This is a genomic window from Nicoliella sp. ESL1113 (genome assembly GCF_058509245.1).
On the sequence record NZ_CP196388.1, the window covers coordinates 292,471 to 307,442 of the forward strand.

Sequence of the window (14,972 nt, forward strand, 5' to 3'; positions counted from 1 at the left end):
AGATGATCAATTTTTCAAAAACGGAGGCGCTGGTATTAAGCAACGCGTGTCGCGCCTTTAAGCAGACGATGCCAGCTGATAATCAACGGGGCCGTTCCGAGTTAGATCGCATCAGTGATCGGTTACTTGCCAAACAGAATCTCAATTCACTTGGGACGGATTTTACGCTGCTCAAATTGGCGTTAAAAAATTACCGTAAAATCGTTCAATCCACCAACGAATTAACATATATCAATAACCTTATAGTTCGCTTTAAAGACCGTTGTTAAGCGGTTTGTCAGGAGCGATATGTTTGACTTTTGAATAGTGAGCTTATATCCTTTAAAAAGAAACCGAATCTTTTTAAATTTAAAGGGGCCCTAAAATATGAGACAAACTCGATTTGTAAAAGCAGGTAAAGTAGAAGTTAAAGACGTTGAAAAACCGCAAATTGAAAAGGATGACGACGTGATTTTGCACGTTGTACAAGCCTGTGTCTGTGGATCTGATCTGTGGGCATATCGGGGGCTAGATAAAAAAGAACCAAACTCATTGAATGGTGGTCATGAAGCCATTGGGGTGGTTGAATCAGTGGGGAAGGATATCACCACTGTGAAGCTCGGTGATTTTGTGATCGCACCATTTACCCATGGTTGTGGCCACTGTGCTGCCTGTCGGGCCGGCTTTGATGGCAATTGTCAAAACCACGATGATAACTTCAGTCGTGGTTACCAATCCGAATACGTTCGTTACCAACACGCTAACTGGGCGTTGGTAAAGGTTCCTGGCAAGCCAGAAGACTACAGTCAAGGAATGTTGAATTCCTTCTTATCACTCTCCGATGTAATGGCCACTGGTTTTCACGCTGCTAAGACGGCAAACGTTCAAACCGGTGATACCGTAGTGGTTGTCGGTGATGGTGCCGTGGGCTTATGTGGTGTTATCTCAGCGCAACTATTGGGTGCTAAGCGGATCATTGCCATGAGTCGCCATGCTGATCGCCAAGCGCTGGCTAAGGAATTTGGCGCTACCGACGTAGTTGCTGAACGTGGTGATGAAGCCGTGGCTAAGGTCATGGAACTCACCCACAATGCTGGTGCTGATGCCGTGCTTGAATGTGTGGGAAGTGAATTATCCACGAATACCGCATTAAAAGTGGCTCGTCCAGGCGCTCACGTGGGCCGGGTCGGCTTACCACACGGGAACGTAGAATTCCCATTGGCATTTGGGAAGAACGTGGCCCTATCAGGTGGGGTCGCTTCCGTTACCACTTATGACAAGGGTGGCTTATTACAAGCGGTCTTGGATGGGCAGATCAACCCCGGTAAGGTCTTCACTAACAGCTATAATATTGATGACGTTGATGATGCCTATAAGGCAATGGCAGAAAGAAAGGCCATTAAATCAGTTGTGACGACTGATTAATCATCATATATATAATAAAAAGAGGATGCCAGATGGCATCCTCTTTTTAGTTAGTCGTTTAAATTTAAGATACTGTTAAAGACCGACTGTGGTAATTCGATATTGCTTTTGGCAGCTTGACGTTTATTAACGCTTTGCCTCCGCAACAGCGCTTGTTTTTTAGAAACACTGTACTTATTGCCATTCACGGCAGCATTTTTTCTTAACGGTGGAATATCAACGCGGGCAATGACGCGTCCTTCGACAACTGCCTGGGCAGGCATGGGATAGAGGCGTCTTGGAATCGTATACTTTAGTTTATGCACTAATTCCTTGGTTTGAGTGGGTGCATCACTGCGGTGCGTAATAAATGTAAGTGCATCGACCCGTGAGTAGTTAATTTGTACTTCTACTTTCACGATGTCAGCCATTTCATAACCAGCTAGCGTGGTATTGAGGGATGCATAGCCATGGGAGACGGATTTGAGCTTATTAAAGAAATCATAGGCAATCTCAGATAACGGCATTTGATAGCTCAATTCTACTAAGGAGCCTTGGTTACCCATATCAACGAAAACACCCTTATGTTGATCAGCTAGTTTCATGACGGCATTTAATTCCTGCTCGTTAGTCGTGATGACGGCCCTTACAATTGGCTCCTCAACGAATTCGACTTTTTCGAAATCTGGAAACTGGACTGGATTGTCCACGATCATTGGTGCGGCTTGGCCTTTTAAGTGAACCCGATACGTCACGTTTGGCGCAGTGGTTAAAACTGCGATCCCAAATTCATCTTGGAGGCGTTCTCTAATAATTTGGAGGTGAAAGATTCCTAAAAATCCGCCACGAAACCCAGGACCGAGCGCATCAGAAACTTCAGGTGTTAATTGTAATGAAGAATCATTGAGTGCGAGCTTGTTCAGTGCTTCGGCTAGTTCGTTATAATCACCCTGGGGGTAAATCCCGGCGTACACCATTGGTTCGGCAGGTTTATATCCAGGAAGGGGATGGTCAGTGGGCCTTTGTTTATTCGTAAGTGTATCACCAACTCTGACTAGGTGGGGATCCTTGAGGCCAGTCGCGATGTAACCGACATCACCAGCCGATAATTCACGGCTAGCGATTCTGGTGGGTGAAAAGATGCCAATTTCCTTAGCAAGCAAATTTTGATGATTAGCCATTAGGAATAGTGATTGATTAGGTTTAACGCTCCCATCGATAATTCTGATCGATGCAATCACCCCTTTAAAACTATCGTATTCAGAATCAAATACCAACGCCTTAAGCGGTTTATTAATATTCCCATTTGGGGCCGGTAAAAAATGAACAATGGCTTCTAAGACCGCATGGACTCCCTGACCGATTTTAGCGGATATTTGTAAAATTTTGTCGCTAGTGAAGTTTGCATCTAACTCCATTAATTGGTTAGTAGTCATTTCAATTTGTGCATTGGGACTATCGACCTTGTTAATGACAGGTAATATTTTAAGACCCGCTTTAACTGCGAGGTGGTAATTAGCAACCGTTTGCGCTTGAATCCCCTGGGTCTCATCCACTAGTAAGATCACACCGTCACTAGCGGAGAGGCTTTTGGCAACTTCGTAGTTAAAGTCAACGTGTCCAGGGGTATCGATGAAGTTCAGTTCATAATCCTGACCATTATCAGCATGGTATTGATTACGGACGGTTCTTGATTTGACAGTAACACCATGGGCTTGTTCGACCTGCATGTCATCTAACAATTGGTCCTTACGATTTCTAGCAGCCACCGTTTGTGTTAACTCCATGATGCGATCTGCCAGGGTCGATTTACCATGGTCTATATGGGCAATGATTGAAAAGTTTCTAATATTTGATTGTTTCATTATTATTTCTCCATTCTATTTCTTAGTTTCCAGTAATTAGAATGGCTGTATTTTGGATTGGCCATTCAATTAGAATGTCCAACCGACTAGTAAAATTTTACGCATGATTTCACCTCATTAATTATAGTAGTTTTATTCTTAAATCTTATCATAATGGAACTGGATTTACTAACGAATGAGAAGTGAAATGTTAATTTAATTAACAAAAAGGCTTTTATTTACAATTAGTTAGTGGTAAACTTATTTTTGCGAAGAAATAGATATAGTAATAAAAAGCTCCTTCATCATCATTGATGAGGGAGCTTTCTTATTATCGATCAATTGGATGTTCGTCAACCAATTGTTGCACTTGTTTTTGGGCATTACTTAAAATCGATTCATTGTGGGGGTTTTCTAAGATGCTAACGATAATTTTAGCGACCTTAGCAGCATCTGCTTCGTTAAAGTGGCGACTTGTAATGGTTGGCGTTCCGATTCGAATTCCTTCCATAGTATCTCCGGATTCTAATGGGAGAAGTTCCTTGTTGGTTGCAATTCCTGCTTTGTATAGTAATTCAGCAGCTTGATCACCAGTCATGTGGATGGCGTTTAAATCCAGTGTCATTTCATGGTTTTCTGTTCCTCCTGAAACTACTCTGATCAGTTCACTTTGGTTGAATACATCTGCCATTGCTTTGGCGTTCTTAATAATTTGTTTGGCATAGTCTTTGAATTCTGGTTGAAGTGCTTCTTGATAAGCAATTGCCTTTGCAGCAATAACATGCTCTAGTGATCCACTTTGCGAGATTGGAAAGACTGCGTTATCTAATTGATCGGCATACTTAGCCTTAGCTAAGATCATTCCTCCCCTTGGACCACGAAGCGTTTTATGGGTGGTAGAGGTAACTACATCAGCCACTTCAACTGGATTGGGGTGGACACCAGCGGCAACTAATCCGGCAATATGAGCCATATCGACCATTAGGTAGGCACCAACTTCATCAGCAATCTTTCTGAATTGAGTCCAATCAATGATGTGACTGTAAGCAGATGCTCCGGCAATGATTAATTTAGGTTTAACTTCCCGCGCGATTTGTGCGATTTGATCATAGTCAAGTAACTCAGTTTCTGGGTCAACACCGTAGAAGTATGAGTGGTATAACTGTCCTGAAAAATTATGCTTTTGACCATGCGTGAAGTGGCCTCCAGCATGTTCACTCATTGCCAAAATTTTGTCTCCTGGGTTCAAGAATGCTGCATAAACAGCTTGGTTAGCTTGGGTTCCTGAGTGTGGATTAACGTTGGCATATTCTGCATGGAAAAGTTTTTTAGCTCTTTTCCTAGCAACGTTATCAACGATGTCAATTGCTTCGTTACCAGTGTAAACCCGTTTTTGAGGGTATCCAACGGCATACTTATTAGTTAAGATTGAACCTTGCGCTGCTCTTACTGCCTTTGAAGCAATGTTTTCTGAAGCAATTAATTCAATCACATTGTCTTGACGACGGTTTTCCATTTGAATGGCATCCCAAATTTCTGGATCTTGATCTGAAAAATCATACATAGTTGCTGAAGCTTCTGGGTCTTTAGTTTTATAATTGAACATAATTATTCCTCCTAAATTAGACAAAAAAGACGTCCTTGTACTTTTGTACAAGGGCGTCTTTAACACTGTTCCACCTTATTTTATATCAAGCTCACACTTGATACCTCTGAGTCTTAATGCGCATTAAGATATCGATTTCTATTCAAGTTAATTCTTGACTGCCTTCACCCAATACCCAGACATTCCATTTCACCTAACTGAATGTTCGCTAAACTGAGCTAATTGAATTACTACTTTCAAGTTGCCATTAGAATAAACCAAAAAAATATGGATGTCAAACATAAATTGAAAAAATATTTGTTCAAAAATTGAATCCTATTTTTATAACAAGGACTTAATCCTTTTCTGGTAAGGATTTATGATCATATATTTTGACGATAATTAAAATTAAAAATAATGGAATTAGGGTAAGCAAAATGGAAAATTGATCAGCCAATCTGGTCATTAGACTCATGGTGATCGCGCCACCAATAAAACTTAAAATAACTATACAGGTATCTAAAAAGAGTTGCTTAGCAGCTGAATCATGGTCCAAGATGGTCAGATATAAAGTGTTAGAAACTTTACTGAGGTTTCCAGTCATCATTAGGGGGTTAAACGCTTTTCCTCGCAACAGTTTAAATTCCTGTAGATGAGCCGCCGCAGACATATCCAATAAACCAATCGTAATTAAATTAGGGGACCATGGAGCCGTAAGTCCGGTAATAAGGAGCAGTACGGCTTCATACTGAATAATTAATTTTTTGCGGTAATTTTCATCTGGAAAGTGTCTTTGAATGAACTTGACAACGATAATGCCAAAGATAAACAAAGCAATTGCAAAGCATAATCTAAATACGGGATAAAAGTTCAACCGGCCTAAATTAATGCTTAACAAGATGATGTTTCCGGTCTGTAAACCAGCAAACACCCCTCCATGCTCAATATAAGTATATGCATCAATGCTGCCACTGATGACAGCTAATAAAGAAGCGATGATGGGAGTCTCGAAACTATTTTTGAATTTCATGATCTCTACTTTCTTTAAATATTTATAATTTCATTTTATCACATAATGGCTTGCTTTTGATGAAGAGTAATTTAATGATTTAAGGTTAGCTTTTTGGAAAAAGCCAGTGATAGCAAGTGATTCCACGATTATGACAAATTTAGTGGAGCTAATCGAAAAGCTGGTTAAGAATTGATAGACTGAACATAGTAAATAATTTTGATATTTAATTTGAAAACTTTTCTAGGGGGGACATGCAAATGAAATTAGAATCACAAGACGATATCAATAAGCAGCTCGCTGCTAATAACAAGCAGCTGTTGGACGCTAAAAACTTATTACATCAAAAAATTGCTAAATTATCCCAAAAAGTTGATAACGCCAAAGTTATGAAACAGCGTCTTATTTCTGAAATCAGCAGTACCATCATTAACATCAATGGCGGAAAAATTTTTGCAATTGATAAAGATGGTAATAAATCAGATATTACGGATGCTTTGGCTGATCATGAATCAACACCTGAAAGTCCGAAGGGGATGGTGGTTAAAAATTACGCTGGCAGCGAACTCGTTAAATACTTAGTTAATCAAATACTACTGCGGGCCCGCGGAAATGAGATTCAATTATTGATTAACTATCAACACATTAAGGAATTAGACTCAAAGTATGACAAGCTCTTTAAAGATAGCGTAAAGCAGTTGTACCTAAATGTGAATAAGGATACCGAGAGCGAATATATCGATGATATTTTAGCACCCACGATATTTGATGATCCTAGTTATGAACAGCACATCAAGCCGACATTGAAATATATCTACAAAGTGATGTATAACGAGGCCACGCGCCTACATAACTATGGCAAGGACTTATTATTATCAGGGATTTATTTAGTTAAGGCAAAACACTATGCCCCAGATTACGTGGCTAAGATGTTTCGGACACCATTTTTGCAAAAGCATCCAGAAATTAACATTGCCCAAATTACTAGTGAAGCCCAAGCCTGGTTAGCGATTAAATGATGATTGTAAAAATGAAAAGCAGTAATATTATGGAGGTGCAATTATGATTGACAATTCGTTCAATTTAATTTTAGATGTTGATTTCAGTTTTCAAATCCCACTATCTGATTTACCACGGGATGATAACCAGATCGATTGCGTTTATTTTCAAAATGATGGGCATGAACAAAGGGTGGCAATCGATCAAGTCGGCAACGGTAAGTTAACGCCATCATTAGCGAGTGCTTTGAATTTAGCTGCTTATTCCCCAATGGTGTTAACGGTAACCAATAGCGGGAAGTTGATCGTTACTAGTGGTGCTGGTCAACTAGCTAATGACGTTCAAAGGTTAGCGACTAAGTATGGGGTTTCAAATCCGCACCCCGCGCACTACTTTACAACGGCAATCGAAGTGGCGTGGTATTTTCTAGGTCGTTCTGAAATGTCATTTTCGAAGTTGACTCTGTTATTGTACCTCTCCTACGCCCACTTTTTAGTTTTGAATAACGAGCCTAACGAGCGGTTATTTAACGTCGCCCTAGTTGCTACGATCAATGGTCCATGGTGTATTGATTATGAATTAAATTCTGCGATCAAGCGGCGTGGTGAAAATTCCGTAATTCATAAGATGGATTTTGAATGTACTGGCGTTCATTTTGATGGAAAGGTGCAAAGGACTTTGGATTTCATTTGGGCGACCTATGGTCAATTTAGTTATAGGCAGCTAAAAGAGCTAGCTTTACGGGATGGGGTTTGTGAATTTGCGTTCAACGATTTAAATGCAAAGGCCTCTGCCCAGGGATTTGAAATTTCTGATGTTGTATTATTGCAAAGGTATCAAAAGGCCCCTTTTTTTGATAAGGACAACATGCCCAAGGATGATTGCTTAAACGGTGATATTACTGATTTATTTTCATAGATGGAGGACAATAAATGACAGAAAAACAGGATTTTAAACGGTTAAAGTTAGAGAATGCATACCTAGTTGAACAAAATAAAAAGTTAATGGAACAAGAAAAGTTATTGAACCAATCAATGATGTCGATCGCTAAGGATGTTTTGCGGATTAAACAAATTAAGGCCCGTTGCAATGGTGAGGTTAGACGTGCGCTAGTAATTTTAAAAAATGATGCAATTGATGATAATGATATCGATGCCTTGGCCGATCATGAGTCAGAACTGTTAAACATCAAGGGGAAAAACTTTAATGGTTATGCTGGGGGTGCCCTGGTCACCTATTTGGCAAAGCAGGGCCATTGATCGATTAGGACTAATTAAATAGCAAATTAAAAATCATCCCGAGCGGATTTACGCTGGGGATGATTTTTTAGATTGATTTAATGTTTGAACTACGATTGTTTATTTTGACCGGGAAAGACCCAGTTAGCCTTACCAAATAATTTAATCATGGATGGCACGATGATTAATCTAACCAGGAAGGCATCGAAGAAGATCCCGAACGCCAAAGATAAGCCAAGCGACTTGATCGTGGTATTGCTTGAGAGTGCAAAACTACCAAAGACGGCGATCATGATCAAAGCAGCGGTGATAATTACGGGACCACTGCTCTTTAAGCCGACCATAACTGAATGGGCATTGTCCCCAGTTTTTAGATATTCTTCACGGGTTCTAGAGACCATGAACACCTCGTAATCCATTGCGAGTCCAAATAAGATCCCAATGAAAATGACAGGGAGGAAAGATAGGATCGGCGCCCCCTTACTAATGCCTAGAATCGATTTGAACATCCCTTCTTGAATAGTAAGCGTCGTCAACCCGAACGAAGCTAATAACGAAAGGCCGAAACCAAGCATTGCTACTAACGGAATTAAGAATGATTTGAACATTAACATTAGTAAGATGAAGGCCAAGACGATGACGATTCCTGCAAAAAGCGGGGTCGCAGCGTTTAATTTATCAGTGGTATCAATGTTAACAGCGTTCGTCCCGGTTAAGATGATCTTAGTGCCAGCCTCTTTTTGGACGGTCTTTGAATATGCTTTGACCCGATTGGTCAGTGCTTGCGTTTGCACAGCTTCGGCCCCATGCTTTGGAATTAGGATGAACATTGCGTATTTATGGTTCTTGCTAATTTGGGCGGGGATGCGTGCGATTGCCTTCTTTTTAGCCTCAGCTTGAGCCTGTTTTTGGTATTCGGCAGCATATTGTTGAGCTAATTGTTGTTGCTTTGTTTGATCAGTTGCAAGCGTGGGGTCGCTTTGAACGGCAGCTTGCACCTTTGCTTGGACCGCCGCTGTAATTTGTTGTTTGACCTTAGCTTGATAAGCGGGCTGTTTCATCTCGCGGACGGCCTTTTGATTAACAACTGGGACGATCATTTTAGCACCGTCCATTGCTTTGACCTTATTAGTAATTTGCTGAAGCGTTTTTTCCTGTTCGGCCTTAGATTGGTCCTGGTTCAATTCGACCACCCCAATTAATGGGGCGTTGATTCCTTCGCCAAATTGATCTGAGATAATGTCATATGCTTGTCTTTGCGTATTTTGCTTAGGTAGTGAACCGTTATAAGGCATCCCCAGTCGCATGTTGCGAGCGGGAAGGGCCATTGCTACCAAGATGACAATGCTGACCAATGCCGTAACAAGCGGGAATTTAGTAATCATTTTTACAAATATCCCAGGCTGCTCGGATGGTTGTTGACGCTGCGCTGGTGCTGGTTTAATGAACTTGCTGAGCAACGAGATCAAGGCTGGCAAGAACGTAATTGCTGATAAAATAGCGAACGCCACGGCAATTGCTGAGGCCAATCCCATCTGGGTCAAAAAGTCCATTCCAATGATGCTAAGCCCGGCCACGGCAATGATAACGGTCACCCCGGCAAAGATAACGGAGCCACCGGCAGTGGCAATGGCAATCCCCAATGCTTGATCTGGGGCATGCTCCTTTAGTTCATCACGATAACGGTGGACAATAAAGAGGGCGTAATCAATTCCTACTGCTAGACTAAGCATTGTTGCAAGGGTTTGGGCAACGTTGACGATGGTAAAAAACGATGTCCCAATCGTAACAAGCAACACGCCAGAGAGCAAGCCAACAATGGCACTGATAATTGGAAACCCAGCCGTAATAAAGGAGCGAAAGAGGATCAATAAAAGGATAAACGCAATTATAATTCCAATGATTTCTGATGAACCACCAATTTCAAATGGTGTGATCTGCACAGTCCCATCGTATGCGATCTTGGTCTGGGCGTGGTTGCTTACGGCTTTGAACTGCTTTTCGACGGCTTTGATCTGAGCTTGGCTAACCAATTTGGCATCTTTATCAAACGTTACCGTTACATAAGTAGTGGATTGGTCCTTGCTGACCAATTTGTTAGAGTATGGATTTTCGACACTCTTGATGCCCTTTTCAGCTTTTATATTCTTCATTGCAGCTTCAATTTGACGTTTGAGGGCCTTTTGATTTACGCCGTGTTTTTGGTCGTTTTTAATTACGACCTTCATAGTACCGGCGTTCACATCTTGGTTGAACTCGTGTTTCAATGTGGATTGCACATTGGTGGATGGTAATCCCTTGATCGTAAAGTTTTGATTATAATTAGCACCTAGTTTGCTGACTCCAGTGATAAATATCACTAGCACGAATAACCATACTAATAGTGACTTGAATTTATTATGGAATGACCATTGGCCCAATTTGTTAAGCTTTTGATTCATTTTACCTACCTCTTTCTCAGATTTAATTGATAAAATAATTATAAGATAGACAAAAGTCATGTAAAATGGACAATATAGTGATAGTGCACAAAAAATAAACACAGGAGTAAAAATGTACAAAACATGGCGGACTTTAGAAAACAACGAACCAATTTAATTATCTTTCAAGCGTTGAATAACATGCTTGAAAACGAATCATTTACTAATATTACGGTTAATCAGATTGCTAAAAATTCATTAATTCATCGCAATACTTTTTATCATCATTTTGAAGATAAATACGATTTATTGCATCAATTTATTTTATTTGCAATAGATAATGCTAGTTCTGGAATTGATCAATCTGGATTTAGTAGCCAACCGTTTCATGTGATTCATGAACTATACATTTACAATGATTCTTACCAGCGATTGTTCAACTTACAAAGTCGCGATGAAGAATTTATGCAGATCTTTTCATCAACGTTCGTTGAAATTTTTGTGCAAGGGCGTAACGACGTTGATAATATTTGGACGATGGGTAAAATTTCGGCGATTATGACTTGGAATCGCTTGAATGGAAACCGTTACAACATGTTTGCTGATTATATTTTATTAGATCAAATTTTTACGACCCACCAATTTCCAAAAATTAGTAATTAAATATTTATACTAATCATTTGAAATTATTAAAATACGATGTTAAAATAATTAGAAAGATTATTAGTATTACTCTAAAACGAGGGGAAAATAATGATGGATTTAAAACAATTTATTAGTAAAAGTGCGAACGGAATTCAGCCAGATTTAATTTCTAGCTTTAATAGCCAAGTTGCTGGAATCAAGGGTTTGATCCCACTTACATTAGGTGAACCAGATTTTAATACTCCAGAACATGTTAAAGAAGCTGCGATTCAAGCGATTGAACAAAATGAAAGTCACTACTCTAATCCGCAGGGGATTTTTGCACTTAGAGAAGCGGCAGCCAATTATGTTCATGATAAATATGGTTTGAATTACGATCCAGAGACTGAGGTACTAGCTACGTCTGGGGTGAGTGAAGCGTTGCTGTGTACCTTTTTAGCAATTATTAACGCTGGCGATGAGGTAATCTTACCAACGCCAGCATTTCCAGTTTATGAATCTGTTATCAAGCTACCAGGTGGAAAGCCAGTCTATGTTGATACCTCTAATGACGGCTTTAAACTAACGCCTGCTAAGTTGGAAAAGACCTTAAAGGAACACGGTGACAAGGTCAAAGCCCTGTTATTGAATTATCCAAGTAACCCAACGGGAGTTACTTACAGTGAAGATGAACTTAGCGCTTTAGCTGAAGTAATTAAAAAGTATGATATTTTAGTGATCAGTGATGAAATTTATAGTGAGTTAACTTACGACCACGCTCATTTTTCATTCGCTAAACTCCTTCCTGAGCAAACGATTACTTACAATGGCTTGTCTAAGTCCCATGCGATGACAGGTTGGCGAGTTGGGGTAGTGTTTGCAAAGCCCGCAATTTTATCAGAAATATTGAAGATGCACATGTTCGCTAGTTTCTGTCTTACTGCTAATGCTCAATATGCAGCCATCGAGGCATTTAATAATGGACGCGACGATGCTGAACCAATGAAAAAGGTTTATGAACAAAGACGTGATCTAGTTGTCAACGGTCTTAAAGAAGTTGGGATCAATAGTCCCACCCCAGAGGGGGCCTTTTATATCTTCGCTTCAATTCCTGATTCATACAAGACTGATAGTATGCAATTCTGTCTTGACTTAGCGAATGAAGCGCACGTAGGGGTCGTTCCTGGAGTTGGCTTTGGACCTGGTGGTGAAAATAGCTTTAGATTAAGCTATGCTGCTAGTACGGAAGAGCTAGAGGAAGCTGTAAAACGGATTCAGAATTTTGTGAAAAATCATGAATAAACATCAATAAATAGATAAGTAACCATTTGGGATATTTTGACTAAATGGTTACTTTTTTATAATATTTACAAAAAAATAGTAAAATTTAAAAACCGCGCTAAATCAATGTTGGAAGCGATTTATTTATGCAAAACCGCTATTTTTATGTGAGATGATGTAACACGAAATATATACAAATCTTAAAAAAACTGCTAAAATATAATTAATGAAAATTAAAAATGTGTAACCTATTGATGGGTACACGAAGGGGATATTGTCATGAAAAAATTAAAGGGGTTCTTCGGTGCAATGGTAATAGCGCTGTTTGCGTTATTGATTGGTACTGGCTTTTCAAGTCAGACTGCCCATGCAGAAAAGACCTATCAAATTGGGACGGATGTTACATTTCCTCCGTTTGAATTTGCTAATGATCAAAACAAGTATGTCGGAATCGACATTGATTTGATGAAGGCAATTGCTAAGGATCAGGGCTTTAAGGTAAATATTAAACCAATTGGTTTTAATGCTGCGGTTCAAGCAACCCAGTCAGGACAAATTGATGGTGTGATCGCTGGGATGAATATTACTCCAGAACGTGCACAGACCTTTGATTTTTCCAATCCTTACTACAAGTCTGGTGTTGTAATGGCTGTTAAGCAGGGGGGGAGCGTTAAAGACCTTAATCAACTCCGTGGTAAAAGAGTTGCCGTTAAGACGGGGACTTCCGGAGCTGCGTATGCTAACAGCATCAAGAATAAATATGGCTTTAAGGTGGTTACCTTTGATGATTCTAGTAACATGTACCAAGATGTGTTAACTGGAAATTCGGCTGCCTGTTTTGAAGATGAACCAGTTATGAAGTACAGTATCAAGCAAGGCACGAAACTTTCAATCGTTACTAAGCCTGCTGATAGTGGTTCATATGGTTTTGCCGTTGATAAGGGTAAGAACAAGGTATTGCTTGCTAAGTTCAACAAGGGACTTGCTAACCTCCAAAAGAACGGTGAATATAAAAAGATTGTTGATCACTACCTAGAAAGCAAGGGAACCAATGCTGGTTCTAGTGACCATACCTTCTTGGGAATCCTTAAGCAAAACAAGGGCTTCCTTTGGAACGGGTTCTTACAAACACTTTGGTTAAGTATCGTTTCGATCTTCTTTGCAACATTATTTGGAGTAATCGTGGGACTATTGGGTGTATTGCCTTACAAGTTCTTCCAAGACCTATCTAGTACCATTATCTATATTTTCCGTGGGTTACCATTACTAGTGTTGGCACTATTCATTTACACCGGGATTCCAACTTTAACTGGAACTAAGATTCCAGCGTTCATTGCCGGGGTCGTCACCTTAATGTTCAATGAAGGAGCCTATATTGCGGCCTTCGTTCGTGGGGGGATTAATTCCGTTGACAGTGGTCAAATGGAAGCAGCTCGGAGTTTAGGACTGCCATTCTCCAAGTCGATGTTTAAGGTTATTCTTCCACAGGGAATTAAGTTAATCATTCCATCATTCATTAACCAATTTATTATCACTTTGAAGGATACTTCAATCCTATCAATTATTGGAATTCTAGAATTAACCCAAACTGGTAAAATTATTATCGCAAGAAACCTTGAAGGATTTAAGGTCTGGACAATTGTTGCTTTGATTTACTTAATCGTGATCACGCTGTTGACCTGGTTATCTAAATGGGGTGAAAGGAGAACTAGATTATGATTAAAGTAGACGTTAAAAACCTAGTCAAGAACTACGGGAGCAACCACGTTTTAAAGAACGTTGACTTTCAAGTTCAAAAAAACGAAGTGGTCGTAATTATCGGACCATCCGGATCTGGGAAAAGTACGTTATTAAGAACCTTGAATAAGTTGGAAGAACCAACCTCTGGTTCCGTAATCATTGATGGGAAGGACATCGCAGACCCAAAGACCGATATGAATAAGGTTCGTGAAAACATCGGGATGGTGTTCCAACATTTCAACCTCTTTAACAATCTTTCAGTTGGTGACAACATCATGTTAGCACCAGTTGAGTTAAAGAAGGAAACTAAGGAAGAAGCTGCTGAACAAGCCAAGAAACTCTTGGAAGTTGTTAACCTTTCCCAAAAATTTGATGCAAAGGTGCAATCACTTTCTGGTGGTCAAAAACAACGGATCGCCATTGCCCGTGCTTTAGCCATGAAGCCAGACATCATGTTATTTGACGAACCCACCAGTGCCCTTGATCCAGAAATGGTTGGTGATGTTTTGCAAGTAATGAAGCGTTTGGCTAAGGATGGAATGACAATGGTGGTCGTAACCCATGAAATGGGCTTTGCCCGTGAAGTTGCGGACCGCGTGGTCTTTGTTGATGACGGTAAGATTTTGGAATCAGGAACGCCTGAAGAAATCTTTGATCATCCTAAAAATGCCAGATTACAATCATTCTTGGAAAAAGTGCTATAAAAAATAAATAATGAAATAACCATCTTTCGGATTGCGAGGGATGGTTATTTTTTTATGCTTTGATAACAATTTAGATGATGGCTGAACCAACGCTTTATGGGGCGGATTGTTTAGCTCACTAAAAATAAAATAACTTTTTTGTTAC

At 39.9% G+C, this 14,972-nt stretch carries 13 protein-coding genes; 9 read left to right on the forward strand and 4 right to left on the reverse strand.

The features are described from left to right. Window positions 1-2 precede the first annotated feature (2 nt). Together ACSYTJ_RS08090 and ACSYTJ_RS08095 are read left to right on the forward strand one after the other, a co-directional pair. The gene (locus tag ACSYTJ_RS08090; RefSeq protein WP_491717516.1) at window positions 3-269 is read left to right on the forward strand and encodes a hypothetical protein; all 267 of its coding nucleotides are present in this window, start codon (window positions 3-5) and stop codon (window positions 267-269) included. A 97-nt stretch (window positions 270-366) separates the two neighbouring features. Further along, window positions 367-1,404, forward strand: coding sequence for a zinc-binding dehydrogenase (locus tag ACSYTJ_RS08095; RefSeq protein WP_491720311.1), 1,038 nt, complete (start codon window positions 367-369; stop codon window positions 1,402-1,404). Window positions 1,405-1,454: 50 nt separating this feature from the next. Here the strand turns inward: ACSYTJ_RS08095 and lepA are convergent, their stop codons facing one another. The 3 genes from lepA to ACSYTJ_RS08110 form a co-directional block, all read right to left on the reverse strand. After that, the gene (gene lepA / locus ACSYTJ_RS08100) at window positions 1,455-3,248 is read right to left on the reverse strand and encodes a translation elongation factor 4 (protein ID WP_491720312.1); all 1,794 of its coding nucleotides are present in this window, start codon (window positions 3,246-3,248) and stop codon (window positions 1,455-1,457) included. Window positions 3,249-3,558: 310 nt separating this feature from the next. Then, window positions 3,559-4,833 carry a serine hydroxymethyltransferase gene (glyA, locus tag ACSYTJ_RS08105; RefSeq protein WP_491720313.1) on the reverse strand — a complete coding sequence of 425 codons (1,275 nt, stop codon included), beginning with the start codon at window positions 4,831-4,833 and terminating at the stop codon, window positions 3,559-3,561. Window positions 4,834-5,167: 334 nt separating this feature from the next. Beyond that, window positions 5,168-5,842, reverse strand: a complete 675-nt coding sequence (locus ACSYTJ_RS08110) for a YoaK family protein (protein WP_491720314.1) — start codon at window positions 5,840-5,842, stop codon at window positions 5,168-5,170. 239 nt (window positions 5,843-6,081) lie between these two features. Between ACSYTJ_RS08110 and ACSYTJ_RS08115 the strand changes: the two genes are divergently transcribed. Genes ACSYTJ_RS08115 through ACSYTJ_RS08125 form a run of 3 tightly spaced genes read left to right on the forward strand, consistent with a single transcriptional unit; the run spans window position 6,082 to window position 8,079 of the window. Continuing rightward, entirely contained in the window at window positions 6,082-6,840 is a 759-nt protein-coding gene (locus ACSYTJ_RS08115; protein ID WP_491717511.1) for a hypothetical protein, read from the forward strand. 43 nt (window positions 6,841-6,883) lie between these two features. Beyond that, a complete protein-coding gene (locus ACSYTJ_RS08120) occupies window positions 6,884-7,738 on the forward strand; it encodes a hypothetical protein (RefSeq protein WP_491720315.1) in 855 nt (284 codons plus the stop codon). A 14-nt stretch (window positions 7,739-7,752) separates the two neighbouring features. Beyond that, entirely contained in the window at window positions 7,753-8,079 is a 327-nt protein-coding gene (locus ACSYTJ_RS08125) for a hypothetical protein (RefSeq protein ID WP_491720316.1), read from the forward strand. A gap of 89 nt (window positions 8,080-8,168) precedes the next feature. Here ACSYTJ_RS08125 and ACSYTJ_RS08130 read toward each other — a convergent pair whose 3' ends face one another. Next, entirely contained in the window at window positions 8,169-10,499 is a 2,331-nt protein-coding gene (locus ACSYTJ_RS08130) for an MMPL family transporter (protein WP_491720317.1), read from the reverse strand. A gap of 123 nt (window positions 10,500-10,622) precedes the next feature. Between ACSYTJ_RS08130 and ACSYTJ_RS08135 the strand changes: the two genes are divergently transcribed. The 4 genes from ACSYTJ_RS08135 to ACSYTJ_RS08150 all read left to right on the forward strand — a co-directional run bounded on the left by ACSYTJ_RS08135 (window position 10,623) and on the right by ACSYTJ_RS08150 (window position 14,827). Then, the gene (locus tag ACSYTJ_RS08135) at window positions 10,623-11,141 is read left to right on the forward strand and encodes a TetR/AcrR family transcriptional regulator (RefSeq protein ID WP_491720318.1); all 519 of its coding nucleotides are present in this window, start codon (window positions 10,623-10,625) and stop codon (window positions 11,139-11,141) included. A gap of 90 nt (window positions 11,142-11,231) precedes the next feature. After that, the gene (locus ACSYTJ_RS08140; protein WP_491720319.1) at window positions 11,232-12,404 is read left to right on the forward strand and encodes an aminotransferase class I/II-fold pyridoxal phosphate-dependent enzyme; all 1,173 of its coding nucleotides are present in this window, start codon (window positions 11,232-11,234) and stop codon (window positions 12,402-12,404) included. A 258-nt stretch (window positions 12,405-12,662) separates the two neighbouring features. Further along, window positions 12,663-14,102 carry an amino acid ABC transporter substrate-binding protein/permease gene (locus ACSYTJ_RS08145; RefSeq protein WP_491720320.1) on the forward strand — a complete coding sequence of 480 codons (1,440 nt, stop codon included), beginning with the start codon at window positions 12,663-12,665 and terminating at the stop codon, window positions 14,100-14,102. Next, on the forward strand, window positions 14,099-14,827 hold the full coding sequence (locus tag ACSYTJ_RS08150; protein WP_491717504.1) for an amino acid ABC transporter ATP-binding protein: 729 nt from the start codon (window positions 14,099-14,101) through the stop codon (window positions 14,825-14,827). The genes ACSYTJ_RS08145 and ACSYTJ_RS08150 overlap by 4 nt, the downstream gene beginning before the upstream one ends. Window positions 14,828-14,972: the final 145 nt, after the last annotated feature.